General features: G+C 72.1%; 15 protein-coding genes. 6 read left to right on the top strand and 9 right to left on the bottom strand.

Annotated elements, in window-relative coordinates:
* Positions 1–33: 33 nt before the first annotated feature.
* Positions 34–1,032, bottom strand: a complete 999-nt coding sequence (locus tag OG242_RS08065) for a Gfo/Idh/MocA family protein (RefSeq protein ID WP_405897486.1) — start codon at positions 1,030–1,032, stop codon at positions 34–36.
* Positions 1,033–1,109: 77 nt separating this feature from the next.
* Between OG242_RS08065 and OG242_RS08060 the strand changes: the two genes are divergently transcribed.
* Positions 1,110–2,405 carry a multidrug effflux MFS transporter gene (locus OG242_RS08060; RefSeq protein ID WP_405897485.1) on the top strand — a complete coding sequence of 432 codons (1,296 nt, stop codon included), beginning with the start codon at positions 1,110–1,112 and terminating at the stop codon, positions 2,403–2,405.
* Positions 2,406–2,435: 30 nt separating this feature from the next.
* On the top strand, positions 2,436–3,434 hold the full coding sequence (locus OG242_RS08055; protein ID WP_405897484.1) for a small ribosomal subunit Rsm22 family protein: 999 nt from the start codon (positions 2,436–2,438) through the stop codon (positions 3,432–3,434).
* Here OG242_RS08055 and ddaH read toward each other — a convergent pair.
* Entirely contained in the window at positions 3,431–4,264 is an 834-nt protein-coding gene (ddaH, locus tag OG242_RS08050; RefSeq protein ID WP_405901547.1) for a dimethylargininase, read from the bottom strand. The genes OG242_RS08055 and ddaH overlap by 4 nt on opposite strands.
* Before the next feature lie 299 nt (positions 4,265–4,563).
* On the opposite strand from ddaH, the gene OG242_RS08045 reads away from it, so the two are divergent.
* Positions 4,564–5,310, top strand: coding sequence for a bifunctional DNA primase/polymerase (locus OG242_RS08045; RefSeq protein WP_405897483.1), 747 nt, complete (start codon positions 4,564–4,566; stop codon positions 5,308–5,310).
* A 12-nt stretch (positions 5,311–5,322) separates the two neighbouring features.
* On the opposite strand, the gene OG242_RS08040 is transcribed toward OG242_RS08045, so the two are convergent.
* From OG242_RS08040 to efeO, 4 genes are read right to left on the bottom strand one after another with little or no spacing between them, the layout of a single operon-like run.
* Positions 5,323–6,237, bottom strand: a complete 915-nt coding sequence (locus tag OG242_RS08040; protein WP_405901546.1) for a hypothetical protein — start codon at positions 6,235–6,237, stop codon at positions 5,323–5,325.
* The gene (gene efeU, locus OG242_RS08035; RefSeq protein WP_405897482.1) at positions 6,188–7,156 is read right to left on the bottom strand and encodes an iron uptake transporter permease EfeU; all 969 of its coding nucleotides are present in this window, start codon (positions 7,154–7,156) and stop codon (positions 6,188–6,190) included. The genes OG242_RS08040 and efeU overlap by 50 nt, the downstream gene beginning before the upstream one ends.
* Positions 7,157–7,186: 30 nt before the next feature.
* On the bottom strand, positions 7,187–8,452 hold the full coding sequence (gene efeB, locus OG242_RS08030; protein WP_405897481.1) for an iron uptake transporter deferrochelatase/peroxidase subunit: 1,266 nt from the start codon (positions 8,450–8,452) through the stop codon (positions 7,187–7,189).
* A 23-nt stretch (positions 8,453–8,475) separates the two neighbouring features.
* Positions 8,476–9,612: an iron uptake system protein EfeO gene (efeO, locus tag OG242_RS08025; RefSeq protein WP_405897480.1), complete on the bottom strand. Its 1,137-nt coding sequence runs from the start codon at positions 9,610–9,612 to the stop codon at positions 8,476–8,478.
* Positions 9,613–9,968: 356 nt separating this feature from the next.
* Between efeO and OG242_RS08020 the strand changes: the two genes are divergently transcribed.
* Positions 9,969–10,685, top strand: coding sequence for a PhzF family phenazine biosynthesis protein (locus tag OG242_RS08020; RefSeq protein WP_405897479.1), 717 nt, complete (start codon positions 9,969–9,971; stop codon positions 10,683–10,685).
* 98 nt (positions 10,686–10,783) lie between these two features.
* Here the strand turns inward: OG242_RS08020 and OG242_RS08015 are convergent, their stop codons facing one another.
* Positions 10,784–11,503 (bottom strand): TetR/AcrR family transcriptional regulator, encoded by a 720-nt coding sequence (locus OG242_RS08015; RefSeq protein WP_405897478.1) that lies wholly within the window; start codon positions 11,501–11,503, stop codon positions 10,784–10,786.
* 144 nt (positions 11,504–11,647) lie between these two features.
* Here OG242_RS08015 and OG242_RS08010 point away from each other — a divergent pair, with 144 nt between their 5' ends.
* On the top strand, positions 11,648–12,526 hold the full coding sequence (locus tag OG242_RS08010) for an NAD(P)H-binding protein (RefSeq protein ID WP_405897477.1): 879 nt from the start codon (positions 11,648–11,650) through the stop codon (positions 12,524–12,526).
* Here the strand turns inward: OG242_RS08010 and map are convergent.
* Positions 12,513–13,370, bottom strand: coding sequence for a type I methionyl aminopeptidase (map, locus tag OG242_RS08005; protein WP_405897476.1), 858 nt, complete (start codon positions 13,368–13,370; stop codon positions 12,513–12,515). The genes OG242_RS08010 and map overlap by 14 nt on opposite strands.
* Positions 13,371–13,428: 58 nt before the next feature.
* On the opposite strand from map, the gene OG242_RS08000 reads away from it, so the two are divergent.
* Entirely contained in the window at positions 13,429–13,665 is a 237-nt protein-coding gene (locus OG242_RS08000; protein ID WP_405901545.1) for a hypothetical protein, read from the top strand.
* A gap of 82 nt (positions 13,666–13,747) precedes the next feature.
* Here OG242_RS08000 and OG242_RS07995 read toward each other — a convergent pair whose 3' ends face one another.
* A complete protein-coding gene (locus tag OG242_RS07995) occupies positions 13,748–15,058 on the bottom strand; it encodes an MFS transporter (protein ID WP_330452126.1) in 1,311 nt (436 codons plus the stop codon).
* Between the last annotated feature and the right edge of the window lie 38 nt (positions 15,059–15,096).

Raw genomic sequence — 15,096 nt, 5'->3', positions numbered from 1 at the left:
CCTTTCGTTTGGATCATGCCGGGCTCGCGGACCCTAAACCGCGTCCACCGGGTAGCGGACGCCGATGCGGTCACGTACCGCGTCGAGCGTCCGCATCACCGCGAGCGAACCCTCCAGCGGCACCAGCGGGGACTCCGTCTCGCCCGCCAGGACCGCGCGCATCACCTCGGCCGCCTCGTACTGCATCCCGGACAGGCCCTGCGGACCCGGGCCCGAGGTGATCTCCTCCGGCTCGGCGCCCGCCCGGTGCAGCACGAAGCCCTGCGGGTGGAAGAAGCTGTGCGGGATGTCGATCCGCCCGCCGGTCCCGATCACCGTCGCGGCCGTCGGGTGGTGCCCGACGATCGAGCAGGACAGCAGCGCCGTGGCGCCCGAGTCCCAGCCCAGCAGCATCCCGGTGTTCAGGTCCACGCCCTCCGGCGACAGCAGCGCGTCCGCCCGCACCCGGTCCGGCTCGCCCAGCAGCAACTGCGCGAACGACACCGGGTACACGCCCAGGTCCAGCAGCGCACCCCCGCCCAGCCGCGGATCGCGCAGCCGGTGGCCGGGCCCCAGGTCCCCGGCGAAGCCGAAGTCGGCCTGCACGGTGCGGATCTCACCGATCGCCCCGTCCCGCACCAGCTCCGTGAGGCGGCGGATCACCGGGTTGCAGTACGTCCACATCGCTTCCATCAGGAAGACCCCGCGGTCCCGGGCGAGCGTCACCAGCTCCCGCGCCTCACGCTCGTTCAGCGTGAACGCCTTCTCGCACAGCACGTGCTTCCCGGCCGCCAGCGCGAGCGCGGCGGCCTCCCGGTGCGCGGAGTGCGGCGTGGCCACGTACACCACGTCGACCTCGTCGTCCGCGACCAGGCCGGCCCAGTCGCCGTACGCCCTCGGTATCCCGAACCGCTCCGCGAACGCCCGCGCCGAGGCGTCCGAGCGGGACGCCACGGCCACCACCTCCGCACCGGGCATCGCCTGCAGATCGGCGGTGAACGTCGCCGCGATCCCGCCGGTCGCCAGCACGCCCCAACGGACAGTCCTGCTCATGCACGCTCCAAAAAGGTGTCGACCATCCCCGCCGAGCTGAGAGCATAGAGCCGGATTCAACAACTATGGAGATGAGAATGCCGGAGAGCGGCGTCAGCCGAACCCAGCACATACCCACCACCGAAACCCCGCAAGGGATTTCCCTCCCCGGCAGAGCCACCGCCGCCACCCGGCGCACCGGCCTCCTCGTCACCCTCGTCCTCGGCGGCCTCACGGCGCTCCCGCCGCTGTCGATGGACATGTACCTCCCGGCCCTTCCGGCCGTCACCGACTCGCTGCACGCCCCCGCCGCCACGGTCCAGCTCACCCTGACCGCCTGCCTCACCGGCATGGCGCTCGGCCAGGTCGTCGTCGGACCGATGAGCGACCGCTGGGGCAGGCGCCGCCCGCTGCTCCTCGGCATGGCCGTCTACGTCCTGGCCACCGCGCTCTGCATCTTCGCCCCGTCCGCCGGGCTCCTCATCGCCTTCCGCCTGCTCCAGGGCCTCGCGGGCGCGGCCGGCATCGTCATCTCCCGCGCCGTGGTGCGCGACATGTACGACGGCGTCGCGATGGCCCGGTTCTTCTCGACGCTGATGCTGATCTCCGGCGTCGCCCCCGTCATCGCACCGGTCATCGGCGGACAGGTCCTGCGCCTCACCGACTGGCGCGGCATCTTCGGCGTCCTGACCGTCGTCGGCCTGCTGCTCACCCTCGTCGTCTGGAAGTGGCTCGGCGAGACCCTGCCGCCCGCCGAGCGCCACAGCGGCGGCATCGGCGACGCGCTGCGCACGATGCGCGGCCTGCTCGCCGACCGGGTCTTCACCGGCTACATGATCGCGGGCAGCCTCGCCTTCGCCGCGCTCTTCGCGTACGTCAGCGCCTCGCCGTTCGTCATCCAGGAGATCTACGGGGCATCCCCGCAGACCTTCAGCCTGCTGTTCGGCATCAACTCCGTCGGGCTGATCGCCGTCGGCCAGATCAACGGCAAGCTGCTCGTCGGCCGGGTCAGCCTGGACAAGGCCCTCACCTTCGGACTCGTCGTCATCGTGGGCGCCGCGACCGCGCTGCTCCTGATGACCTCCGGGGTCTTCGGCGACGTCGGTCTCGTGCCGGTGGCCGCCGGGCTCTTCGTGCTGATGTCGGCGATGGGCCTGGCGATGCCCAACACCAACGCCCAGGCGCTGATGCGCACCAAGCACGCCGCCGGATCGGCCTCCGCGCTGCTCGGCACCTCGCAGTTCCTCATCGGCGCCATCGCCTCCCCGCTGGTCGGGATCGCCGGCGAGGAGACGGCGGTCCCGATGGCCGTCGTCCAGCTGACCTGCGCGGTGGGCGCCCTCGCCTGCTTCCTCGGCCTCTGCCGCCCCTGGCAGCGCCCCTCCGCGATCTGACGGCGGCCCGGGCCCGCCTACAATTCCTCGGTGAACGCCACCCTCCCCACCGCGGACGCCCTGCGCGCGGCCCTGGCCGGACTCCTGGACGGGCTGCCGCCCAAGCAGGCGGGCCAGGCCGTCGACCGGCTCATCGCCCACTACCGGGGCACGATCCCCACCGACGCCCCGGTGCTCCGCGACCGCTCGGACGTGGTCGCGTACGCCGCGTACCGGATGCCCGCCACCTTCGAGGCCGTACGGTCCGCCCTCGACGCGCTGCGCGAGGCCGCCCCCGACTGGGCGCCCGTCACGCACACCGACATCGGCGGCGGCACCGGGGCGGCGAGCTGGGCCGTCGCGGGGGAGTGGGAGGGCCACCACACCACCGTCCTGGACTGGGCCGAACCCGCGCTCGCCCTCGGCCGCGAACTGGCCGCCGCCTCCGGACTGCCCGCCCTGCGCACGGCGGACTGGCAGCGGGCCCGCATCGGCACCGACCTCGGCCTCGCACCCGCGGACCTGGTCACGATCTCCTACGTGCTCAACGAGCTGACCGTCCCGGCCCGCACCGCGCTCATCGACGCCGCCGCCGCGGCCGGACAGGCCGTCGTGGTCGTCGAGGCCGGCACCCCCGGCGGCTACGCCCGGATCATCGAGGCCCGCGACCGGCTCGTCACCGCCGGGCTCACCGTCGCCGCGCCCTGCCCGCACAGCGGCGCCTGCCCCATCGAGCCGGGCACCGACTGGTGCCACTTCTCGGCCCGGGTCAGCCGCTCGTCGCTGCACCGGCAGGTGAAGGGCGGCTCACTGGCGTACGAGGACGAGAAGTTCAGCTACGTCGTCGCCACCCGGTTCACGCCCGAGCCGGTGGCCGCCCGGGTCGTCCGCAGGCCCCAGATCCGCAAGGGGCAGGTGCTCCTCGACCTCTGCACCCGCGATGAGGGCCTGCGGCGGGACACGGTCACCAAGCGGCACGGCGCCCTGTACCGCGCCGCCCGGGACACCGACTGGGGCGACGCCTGGCCGCCCCCGGAGGACGCCGCCTAGGCCCGCAGCTCCTGCGTGCAGCACTTCACGCTGCCGCCGCCCTTCAGCAGCTCGCTCAGGTCCATCGGCACCGGCTCGAAGCCGCGCGCCCGCAACGGGTCGAACAGGCCCGTCGCCGCCTGGGGCAGCAGCACGTGCAGCCCGTCGCTCACCGCGTTCAGCCCGAGCGCGGCGGCGTCCGGCTCCTGGGCGATCAGCGCGTCCGGGAAGAGCCGCGCCAGCACCGCCCGGCTGCCCGGCGAGAAGGCCGGCGGGTAGTACATGACCTCGTCGGCCGCGTCGTCGAGCACGCTCAGAGCCGTGTCCAGGTGGTAGTAGCGCGGGTCGACCAGGTCCAGCCCGATCACCGGGCGCCCGAAGAACTCCTGCGCCTCCGCGTGCGAGAGCGGCGAGGACCGGAAGCCCCGGCCCGCCAGCACGTAGGAGGCGGTCACCGCGAAGTCGCCCTCGCCCTCGTTGACGTGATCGGGCTCGTGCACCTCGGTGAAGCCGCGGCCGAGGAACCAGTCGCGGTGGACGGCCGCCTCCTCGAACCGTTCCTGGTACGCGAAGCGGGCACCCAGCACCCGGCCGTCGATCACCGTGGCCCCGTTCGCCGCGAAGACCATGTCCGGCAGATCGGGGTACGGCTCCAGCAGGTCGACGGTGTGGCCGAGGGCGCGGTAGCGGTCGCGCAGGTCCTCCCACTGGGTCTGCGCCAGCGGCAGGTCGACCGGTTTGCTGGGATCCATCCACGGATTGATGGAATACGTCACTCTGAAGTGGGCAGGCGCACACATCAGGTAGTGCCGGGGTGTGGCTTCACGAGGCAACTGGGGCTCCTCACGAATCGTCGCGGCGGCTGGTGGCCGCTGCGGCCGGTGCGTCGCACGGGTGTGTGCGTGAGCCCATGGTGCGCCGTCCGGGCGCCCGGCGCTGTGGTCCGAACGGGTGGTTCACGCGGACACGGATCCGTGGCACGCCGCGCGGCCCGGCCGGAACCCGTCACCGGACGTGCTCTTTCATGACAAAGCGTGTGATACCGCCCCCCGTGCGGCATCGGCCGTCCCACCCCGCTTCCGGACTCTGGCCACCCGGGGCGCAGGATGGTGGGACCATGGGCAGGGGCAACGCAAAGGCAAGGGGATAGATGGGCGCCGATTTCGGCCGTAATCGCGGCTCAGAGAGCAAGATTTCCCAGTGGCTGCGGCGACGACCCAAACCGCAGCAGCGTGAGGTCGACGACACCGCACGGGAGGCGCTGCTCCTGGCTGTCGCCGAGGCCGGAATGCCGATCGCGCCCGCCGCCCACCCGGTCGGCTACCGATGTTCGTGCGAACGCATCGGCTGTCCCACCCCGGCCCGGCACCCGCTTTCCTTCGCCTGGCAGACGCAGTCCACCACCGACCGCGCCCAGATCGAGCGCTGGGCCCGGAGCCAGCCGCAGGCCAACTTCATCACCGCCACCGGCATGATCCACGACGTCCTCGACGTCCCGCTGGCCGCCGGCGAGCAGGCCCTGGAGCGGCTCCTCGCCGCCGGGGTCGAGGTGGGGCCCGTGGCCCGCTCCGGCGACGACCGGATGCTGTTCTTCACCGCGACGCGCGGCACCCCGGAGGACGAGGACGAGTGGTGGCCGTGCGAGCTGGACTGCCACCCCGAGACGATGGACGAGCACCCCGGTCTGCGCTGGCACTGCCGGGGCAGCTACGTCCTGCTGCCGCCGGCCCAGCTCCCCGGTGAGCTGGACGTCGCCTGGCTGCGCGGCCCCGAGCACCCGCTGCCGGACCCGCTGACGCTCCTGGAGACGCTGACGGACGCCTGCGCCCGCTTCGTGGGATCCGCCGAGCAGAGCGACGTCGACCACGACTCGGTGGCCTGGCCGCTGCGCCGGTAGCCCGAAGCCGGTCTACGAGCCCTTCGCCGACGTCAGGCCCGGCAGCCGGTTGAGCACGGCCACCCGCTCCGTGCCGACGCCCTTCTTCGGCACGTACACCAGCTGGCTGGAGACCCGCTCCTTGGTCAGCGTGCTCTTCACCTCGCCGGTCAGCAGCGCCTCCACATCCGGGTCGACCGTCGGGTGCAGCCCCTGTGCGGCGGTCTGCCGCTCGTAGTGCCGGCTGCTGAAGAAGACCAGCGCCCCGCCGTCCTCGGTGGCCAGCGCGAGCGGGGCGTACGCCCCGTCGTCCAGCGGCTGGTCGATGTACTGGTACGAGAACCCGGCCCGCCGGGTGTTCAGCCGCGCCTCGCGCCACTGGGAGGTCGCCGCCCCGGGCGCGAAGACGTCCGGCGCGCCCTTCTGCAGGTACCGCGTGTACCGCGAGCCGAGGTCCTGCGGGGCCACCACCAGGCCGGGGCCGTCCGCCGCGACCGGCTCCGCCCCTCCGTCGCCGTCCTTCGCGAGGGCGGGCACCTGGTCGGGGGCGACGACCGACAGATAGGCGGCCTTCCAGCCCGCGTCCGGGCCCGACTTGACGAACGCGAGCAGCCAGCGGGTGTCCTGCTTGCCCTGGTCCTGGTCGCGGTTGGAGTCCGTGTCGGCGACGAACCAGCGCGGCCAGCCGGCCTTCTTCGGGATGACGAAGCGGGCGTCGGCCAGCTCCAGCGGCTGGTGCCGGGCGTTGCCGGTGGGCTCGATCCGGTGCCGGGCCCTGAGCCCCGCCTGGTTGATGGCGCCGAGCGAGCCCGTCACCACGTCCGCGTCCAACGCCGGATCGTACGCCTTGTCGGCGGCGTTGTACGCGGCGGTGAAGGCCTTCAGCGCCGCGGCGGCCTCAGACTTCGTCGCCGCCGGTACGACTTCCCGCTCCCCGTGCACCGTCACGCACCCGCTCGCCGCCAGGCCCAGCACCGTCGCCACCGCGAGTCCCGTCACCGGCCGCACCGGCTTCAGACTTCTCATCCGTTGCTTTCCGCGCCTTCTGATCCGCCGCCACTGACCGTCCGAACCCTACCGGGGACAGGAACAGCGCGAGGGCCGGGACCAGATACAGGGCCCAGACGGTGAGTTGGAGGACGGTGGGGTCCGGCTGGAAGTTGAAGGTGCCCTTCAGCAGGGTGCCGTACCAGCTGTCCGGCGGGATCGTGGAGCTGATGTCGAACGCCCGGTTCTGCAGGCCGCCGAGGAACTCCGCCTCCTGGAGGTCGTGCACCCCGTACGCCAGCACACCGGCGGCGACGACCACCAGCATTCCGCCGGTCCAGGTGAAGAACTTCGCCAGGTTGATCTTCAGCGCGCCCCGGTAGAACAGCCAGCCCAGCACCACCGCCGTGGCGATGCCGAGGACAGCGCCGATCATCGGGTGCCAGCCGTCGTCCGCCGCGTGCACCGCACGCCACACGAACAGCGAGGTCTCCAGGCCCTCCCGGCCGACCGCGAGGAGCGCGGTGGCGACGAGCGCGCCGGTGCCCATGGCGAGCGCCGCGTCGAGCTTGCCGTGCAGCTCCGCCTTGAGGTGGCGGGCGGTCCGCCGCATCCAGAAGACCATCCACGTCACCAGGCCCACCGAGACGATCGACAGCGAACCGCCGAGCGCCTCCTGCGCCTTGAACGTCATCTCCTGCGAGCCGAATTCGAGCCCGGCGCCGAAGCCGAGGCTGACGACGACCGCGATGGACACACCGATCCAGATCGGCAGCAGCCTGCCGCGGTTGCCGGTCTTCACCAGGTACGCGATGAGGATGCAGACGACCAGGCTGGCCTCCAGGCCCTCACGCAGCCCGATCAGGAAGTTGCTGAACACGTGTCGGTTCCCTTTCCGCTTCGAGTCCCGTTACGAGAACAGCGCCCGGCCCCACCAGTCGTCCTTGTCGCGGACGCCCGGCGGGACGGCGAAGTGCGCCGAACCCACGTGCTGGATGTACTCGTTGAGTGCGTCGTGTGCCGCCAGGCGCCGCTGCAGGGGGATGAACGCCTTGCGGGTGTCGCGCTGGTAGGCGAGGAAGAACAGCCCCGCGTCGAGCCGGCCGAGCCCGTCGGTGCCGTCCGTGAAGGAGTAGCCCCGGCGCAGGATCGTCGCCCCGTCGTTGCTGTCCGGGTGGGCGAGGCGCACATGCGCGGTCGGCAGCATCGCCTTCAGGAACGGCTCGTCGCGCTCCTTGGACTTGCCGACCGGAGCGCCCTCGCCCTTGTCGCGGCCGAAGACGTCCTCCTGCTCCTGGAGCGAGGTGCGGTCCCAGGTCTCGATGTGCATCCGGATGCGCCGGGCCACCAGGTACGAGCCGCCGGTCATCCACTCCGGCCCGTCCCCGTCCCCGGCCCACACGTGCTTGCCGAGGGCGGCGGTGTCGGTGCCGGAGATGTTCCGGGTGCCGTCCTTGAAGCCGAGCATGTTGCGCGGCGTCTGGGCGTCCGGCGTGGTCGACGACGTCTTGCCGAAGCCGAGCTGGGACCAGCGGATCGCGGTGCGGCCCATGCCGATCCTGGCGAGGTTGCGGATGGCGTGCACGGCCACCTGCGGGTCGTCCGCGCACGCCTGGACGCACAGGTCGCCGCCGCTGCGGGCCTTGTCGAGGTTGTCCCCGGGGAACTTCGGCAGGTCGACGAGCGCACCGGGCCGCCGGTCCTCCAGGCCGAAGCGGCCCTTGGCGAACAGCGAGGGCCCGAAGCCGATCGTCAGCGTCAGCCGGGACGGCTTGAGGCCCAGCGCCTCGCCCGTGTCGTCCGGCGGCGCCTCGGCGAGGCCCCCGTAGGCGCCGTCGCCGACCGCGTGGCCGGCGGTCATCCGCTCGGCGGCCCGGGTCCACTCCTTGAGCAGCGCGACCAGTTCGGCCCGGTCCTTCGTCGTCACGTCGAACGCGGCGAAGTGCAGCCGGTCCTGGACGGCGGTGGCGATACCGGCCTGGTGCGCGCCGTGGAACGGCACCGCCGCGCCGCTGTCCGCGGCCGCGGCCGGGCCGTCGTCGCCGGAGCGGGCCGCGGCGACGCCGACACCGGCCGCCGCGGCGCCGAGCGCGAGCCCGGCACCGCCCCAGCCCAGCAGCGCACGCCGCGACGGGGCGTTGCCGTCGCCGGGTGCCTCGCGGGTGTCCTCGTTCATGCCCGGATCCTCTTCCCGGCCGGTTACTTCGTCACCGCGGCGGCGAGCTTGGACAGCGGCTCGGCCAGCGCGTTGACCGCGTCCGACAGCTCCTTGCGGTCCGCCTTGCCGACCTTGTCGTAGGAGGTGAACTCGTACGAGGAGGTGTCCTTGCGGTACTTCTCGAGCAGCTTGTTCAGCTCGGCGAACCGCTTGTCCAGGGTGGCGGTGAGCGCGGAGTCGTTCTTCTGCGCGATCGGCTTCAGCAGCTTGTACGACTGCTCGGCGCCCTCGACGTTGGCCTTGAAGTCGACCAGGTCGGTGTGGCTGTACCGCTCCTCCTCACCGGTGACCTTGCCGGTGGCGACCTCGTCGAGGAGCTCCTTGGCGCCGTTGGCCATCGAGGTCGGGGTGATGTCGGCGGTACCGACCCGCTTCTGCCAGTCGGCCAGGTCCTTGTACAGGGTCGGCGCGAGCGCCTTCTCCTCGGCGCCCAGCTTCTTGTCCTGCCACAGCGCCTTCTCCAGGCGGTGCCAGCCGGTCCACTTCTGGCCGTCCTCCAGGCCGTCCGCCCGCACGTCGACCTTCGGGTCGATGTCGCCGAAGGACTCGGCGACCGGCTCGGTGCGCTCCCAGCCGATGCGCGAGTCGGCGTACGCCTTCTTCGCGGCCTCGATGTCACCGGCGGCGACGGCGTCCGTGAAGACCTTGACCTTCGGCAGCGTCTCGTCGGCCTGCGCCTGCACGTAGGTGCGGTACGCGGCGACGGCCTTGTCCATCTCGGGGCTGCGCTTGGCCGCCTTGCCGCCGCTGACCTCGATCTTCTGCCGGATGCCGTGGCCCTTCATGCCGGGCTTGCAGGCGATCTCGTACGAACCGGCCTTGATCTCGGCCGTGATGGTCGCCTTGGTGCCGGGGCCGATGTTCTCGCGCTCGGCGACGATGCGGTCGTCCGGGAAGAGGACGTAGACCTCGGTGACCTTGGAGCCCTTGTTCTGCACGGCCAGCTCGATGTGCCCGGCCGGCAGCTTCGTCTTGGAGACCTCGCAGGAGTCGTCCTTGGCGACGACCTCGACGGCCCCCTCGCCCTTGCCGTCGCTCTTCTCGGCGCAGCCCGTGACGGCGGTCAGAGCGGCCGCGGTGGCGACAGCGGTGACGACGGAGAGACGAACGGCTCGCATGGAGGCTCCACATGGGATGAAAGAGAAAGGAAAGGGGACGGACAAAGGCGGGTGAGGCGGACCTAACTTAGCTGAGGCTTACCAGTGCGATACCCGCCCGTGCAGTGATTCAGCTCTCACTGCGCGCGGCCGGATACGGGGCGATCACGGCCGACCCATGAACGAACCCCGCACAGGTAATGCACAGGTCAAGTCGTGCGGTCCGGGACCACGAGCGGTACCCCGGACCGGGGGTGCGGGAACACCTCGGCCGGCTGCCGGTCGCCGAGCAGGTCGCTGCGCCCACCGGACGACACCGCCACCCGGATACCGGCCCTCTCACGGGGCGGTTGCCCGGGCGGTGCTTGAATGCGGACGTGAGCGACTACGACGTACCCGCCGGCATCGACGTCTTGCGCGTGTTCTGCGGCCCGGACGGCCGGCACGGCAACGCCCTCGGGGTCGTACGCGACGGGCGCCGCCTCCCCGACCGCGCGGACCGGCAGGAACTCGCCGGCGAACTCGGCTTCAGCGAGACCGTGTTCGTCGACGACCCCGAGCGCGGGCAGCTCGACATCTACACCCCGGGGCTCCGGCTGCCGTTCGCCGGACACCCCGTCGTCGGCGCCGCCTGGCTGCTCGACCTGGAGATCCTGGAGCTGGGCGTGGGCGACGTGTTCGCCCGCCAGGACGGCGAGTTCAGCTGGATCACCGCCCGCCCCGAGTGGGCGCCGCCGCGCACCCTCCAGCAGTACGCCTCGGCCGCCGAGGTCGACGCGCTCCCGGCGCCGCCGCCCGGCGAGGGCTGGCTCTACGCCTGGGCGTGGGAGGAGGAGGCGGCGGGGCGCGTACGTGCGCGGGCGTTCCCGCGCCGGTTCGATGAGCGCGGCGTCAGCCGCTCCGGTGGAGCCGGGGCTTGCACCGGGGGCATCGCGGAGGACGAAGCGACGGGGGCCGCGGCGCTGCTGCTGAGCGCGCACCTCGGGCGCGCGCTCAACATCACACAGGGCCGCGGCTCCCAGATCCTCACGGCTCCCGCACCGGACGGGACGGTGGAGATCGGCGGCAGGGTGGTTCTGGCCCACCACGGATAACGCGGGCTCAGGCGGCTGGGGCAACTCCTTGCCGACGTCCTGTCGGTAACTGCGGGCATGCGCTCCGGTGGTTTGCGGTCCGGTGGCCGTGCACCCGGTCAGGCGGCTTCGTCGGGGTCGGCCGAGATGCGGTCGAGCAGTTCGGTGAGCAGGGCGCGCTCGCCCGCCGTCAGCGCGCCGGTCCGGGGGAGGAGGGCATGCAGGGCCACGGCCGCCGCGGCCGGGCCGGGGGGTGGGGAGGCGGGTGCCTCGGTGGTGATCGCGGTGATGACGGCTTCCCTGGCCAGGTGGGACACGCTCATGTCCCGGCGGTCCTCGGGGGTGGCGATGAGCGAGAGGGTGGTGCCGCCGCCCACTGCGTGAACCAGGTGGGTGGCGCGCGCCTCGTCGATCCGCAGGCGTCCGGCCTCGGCGATCCGGTGGACGTGTGCGGCGAGGATCTCCAGTGCGGCGGTGGCGGCGGGGGAGGGGGTGCCGGGGCTGGGCTGGGCGTACATCAGCGTGTACAGAGCCGGGTTGGCCAGGCCGAACTCCGTGTTGAAGTTCCAGCCCCTGCGCAGGTCCTCCACCGGGTCGCCGGTGAGTTCCAGCGTGGCCTTCTCGTCGATGTGGCTCGCGAAGCCGTGGGCGGCGACGGCGTCGAGCAGGCCCTGCTTGTCGCCGAAGAGCCGGTAGATGGCGGGCGCCTGGACGCCGGCCGCGGCACTGACGGCTCTGGTCGAGACCGCCTCGCGCCCTTCCTCCGCGAGCAGCCGGGTGGCGGCGGCGATGATCCGTTGACGGTTGCTCTCGGCGGGGGCGGGGCGCTCGGTCTCCATGGTTTCCGATGATAACGGAATTATGTTAGCGGTTTGCGCTATCGATGTTAGCGTGGCATCGTTAACGGTGGAAACGGTGAGTGGCCGACGCCCGGTCGACGCGCCGTGTCCGCATCCACAGCCATGCCTGCTTCGGAGGTTCCCGTGATCGTCGTTACCGCCCCCACCGGCCGGATCGGCCACCAGGTGCTCGACGCGCTGCTCGACGGCGGCGAGAAGGTGCGGGTGATCGCCCGCGACCCCGCGAGGATCGCCCCGGAGGCGCGCGAGCGCGTCGAGGTGGTCCAGGGCTCCCACAGCGACCCGCGGGTGCTGAGCGAAGCGTTCGAGGGGACCGACAGCGTCCTGTGGCTGGTCCCGCCGAACCCCCGCGCCGACGACATCCGGGAGCACTACCTCGGCTTCACCCGCCCGGCCTGCGAAGCCGTGCGGAAGCGGGGCGTGCGCCGAGTCGTCGGCGTCAGCAGCCTGGGCCGCGGGTACGGGGCACACGCGGGGCAGCTGTCGGCCGCGTTCGCGATGGACGAGCTGATCGAGAGCACCGGGGCCGGCTACCGCGCCCTGGCGATGCCGTTCTTCATGGAGAACCTGCTCCACCAGGCCGACGCGCTCAGGACGGACGGCGTGCTGTCCGTGCCGGTCGCCCCGGACCGCGCACTGCCGCTCGTGGCCACCCGCGACATCGCCGCGGTGGCCGCCCGCCTCCTCGCCGACGGTTCCTGGTCGGGCCAGGAGACGGTCCCGCTGATCGGCCCGGACTCCCTGACGCCCGTCGGGATGGCCCAGGTCCTGTCCGAGGTCCTGGAGCGCCCGGTCCGCTTCGAGCGGCCCGACGGCGAGGAGTACAAGGCGACGCTGACGCGGTACGGGATGCACGACGCCTGGGCCCAGGGCCTGCTCGACATGGCCGCCGCCCAGGACGACGGCATCTACGAGCCCGAGTGGGAAGCCCTGACCGCCCCGGCCCCCACCGGCTTCCGCCAGTGGTGCCAGGAGGTGCTCATACCCGCTACGGCAGCGTGAGGATGTCCGCGCCGGTCTCCGTCACGACGAGCGTGTGCTCGAACTGCGCGGTGCGCTTACGGTCCTTCGTCACCACGGTCCAGCCGTCGTCCCACATGTCGTAGTCGTGGCTGCCGAGCGTCAGCATCGGCTCGATGGTGAACGTCATGCCGGGCTTCATCACGGTGGTGGCGTGCGGGCTGTCGTAGTGCGGCACGATGAGCCCGGAGTGGAACGAGGAGTTGATCCCGTGGCCGGTGAAGTCCCGGACCACGCCGTACCCGAAGCGCTTCGCGTACGACTCGATGACCCGCCCGATCACGTTGATCTGCCGGCCCGGCTTCACGGCCTTGACCGCGCGCCGCAGCGACTCCTCGGTGCGCTCGACGAGCAGCCGCGACTCCTCGTCGACGTCACCGCAGAGGTACGTCGCGTTGTTGTCGCCGTGCACCCCGTTGATGTACGCGGTCACGTCGAGGTTCACGATGTCGCCGTCGCGCAGCACGGTGGAGTCCGGGATGCCGTGGCAGATCACCTCGTTGAGCGAGGTGCACAGCGACTTGGGGAAGCCGCGGTAGCCCAGCGTCGAGGGGTAGGCCCCGTGGTCGCACATGAACTCGTGGGCGACGCGGTCGAGTTCGTCCGTCGTGACACCCGGGGCGATGAGCTTGGCGGCCTCGGCCATCGCCTGCGCGGCGATCCGTCCCGCGACGCGCATGCGCTCGACGGTGTCGGCGTCCTGCACCTCCGGCCCGGTGTACGGCGTCGGAGCCGGCTTGCCCACATACTCGGGGCGCCGGATGTTTCCGGGCACGGAACGGACGGGAGTGATCTCCCCTGGTACGAGCAGCGACTGGCCAGACATGCCTGCGAGTCTAACCAGCGCGTCCGGGGCACCATGGCACAGAGGAAAGGAACCGATGATGGCCCTGTTCAAGAAGCGCACGGTCGGCAAGCCGGGCGAGTGGTTCTACTGCCTGGAGCACAAGAAGGTCGAGGAAGGCCCCGAGTGCCCGGCGAAGGACCGCTTCGGCCCGTACGCCTCCCGGCAGGAGGCGCAGCACGCGATGGAGACCGCCCAGGAGCGGAACCTGGACTGGGACACCGACCCCAAGTGGCACGACCGCAAGGGCCAGGACGAGGACGGCACGGCGGGCTGACGGGGTCGCGGGGCCTTCGGACGCGGGGCGGGGCCGCCGGGGCGGCCGGGCGTGCGGCCGGTCACGGCCGCACGCCCATGCCTCAGGCCGCCGCCTCCACGTCCACCCCGTCCGCGTGCCGGGCGCGCCTGCGCAGCGCGTCCTCGTCCGTTGCCGAGTCGTACGTGAGGAGCTTCGGGAGCGCCGCCGCCAGCAGCGCCACCGAGGCGACGCAGGCCACGCCGCCGGTCCAGATCGCGGGCCTGGTCCCGGTCCACCCGGCCATGCCACCGGCCCTGACCTGGCCGAGCTGCGGTCCGACGCTGTACGAGAGCACCTCGATGCCCGCGAGGCGGCCGCGCAGCTCCTCCGGGATCGTCTGGTTCCAGATGGTCGACCGGCCGAGCCCGCTGAGCATGTCGCCCGCCCCGGCGAACCCGAGGCAGACCAGCACCAGCCACACGTTGCCGAACCAGCCGGCCGCCGCGATCGAGAGCCCCCAGACGGCTGCACCGAACACGACGAACAGCCCGTGCCGGCGCACCCGCGAGGTCCAGCCGCTGGTCAGACCGAGCACCAGCGAGCCGACCGAGCCCGCCGCGTACATCAGGCCCAGCGACCAGTCGGCGTCCAGCTCGTCCGCGAGGAACGGGAAGATGGTGTTGGGGAACGCGAAGAACATCGCGGCCATGTCGATCGCGTACGTGCCGAGCAGCACGGGCCTGCTCCAGGCGTAGCGGGCGCCCTCCACGATGCCGCGCAGCGACGGCTTCTGCCCCTTCTCGACGGGCGGCGCGGGGGCGAGCCTGCGGCACATCAGCACCGAGACGGCGAAGGTGACGACGGTGATCGCGTAGGCGGTGGCGTGCCCGGCGTAGGCGACCACCAGGCCGGCCAGCGACGGGCCCATGATCGCCCCGGCCTGCCAGCGCAGCGAGTTCAGCGCGGCGGCGGCCGGCAGCTGGTCGTGCGGCACGATCCGGGCCATCAGCGAGTCCAGCGCGGGCCGCTGGAGCCCGGCGAGCGCGGAGACCCCGCCCGCCACGACGTACAGCGGCCACAGCATCGGGTCGGGCAGGGCCGCGTTCACCAGCAGGATCACCGCGAGCAGCCCCAGCCCGGCCTCGGTGAGCAGGATGATCTTCCGTCGGTCGGCGGCGTCGGCGAGGGCGCCCCCGTACAGGCCGCATATGACGAGCGGCACCAGCTCCACCGCACCCATCGCGCCGACGGCGAGGGGCGAGCCCGTGAGGTCCTTGATCTGGAGCGGCAGCGCGATCAGCGCCATGAAGCTGCCGAAGTAGGTGACGATCCCCTGCACCCACAGCAGCCGGAAGTCGGCCGACGAACGCCAGGGCGAGAGATCGGGAAGCAGTGCGGCCAGCCTGGCGGCGAGGGAGGTGCGAGAGGTCACGAGGAGACATGGTCTGTCGTGATACGTGGAGTATGCAA

This window comes from Streptomyces sp. NBC_00727, from assembly GCF_045161745.1.
GTDB lineage: Bacteria > Actinomycetota > Actinomycetes > Streptomycetales > Streptomycetaceae > Streptomyces.
This window is presented reverse-complemented; position numbering and strand designations above follow the sequence as displayed.

Bases quoted from the DNA above. Each gene is read 5' to 3' on its own strand.
- OG242_RS08065 (WP_405897486.1), bottom strand. From the start codon at position 1,032: ATGAGCAGGACTGTCCGTTGGGGCGTGCTGGCGACCGGCGGGATCGCG.
- OG242_RS08060 (WP_405897485.1), top strand. From the start codon at position 1,110: ATGCCGGAGAGCGGCGTCAGCCGAACCCAGCACATACCCACCACCGAA.
- OG242_RS08045 (WP_405897483.1), top strand. From the start codon at position 4,564: ATGGGCGCCGATTTCGGCCGTAATCGCGGCTCAGAGAGCAAGATTTCC.
- efeB (WP_405897481.1), bottom strand. From the start codon at position 8,452: ATGAACGAGGACACCCGCGAGGCACCCGGCGACGGCAACGCCCCGTCG.
- efeO (WP_405897480.1), bottom strand. From the start codon at position 9,612: ATGCGAGCCGTTCGTCTCTCCGTCGTCACCGCTGTCGCCACCGCGGCC.
- OG242_RS08015 (WP_405897478.1), bottom strand. From the start codon at position 11,503: ATGGAGACCGAGCGCCCCGCCCCCGCCGAGAGCAACCGTCAACGGATC.
- map (WP_405897476.1), bottom strand. From the start codon at position 13,370: ATGTCTGGCCAGTCGCTGCTCGTACCAGGGGAGATCACTCCCGTCCGT.
- OG242_RS08000 (WP_405901545.1), top strand. From the start codon at position 13,429: ATGGCCCTGTTCAAGAAGCGCACGGTCGGCAAGCCGGGCGAGTGGTTC.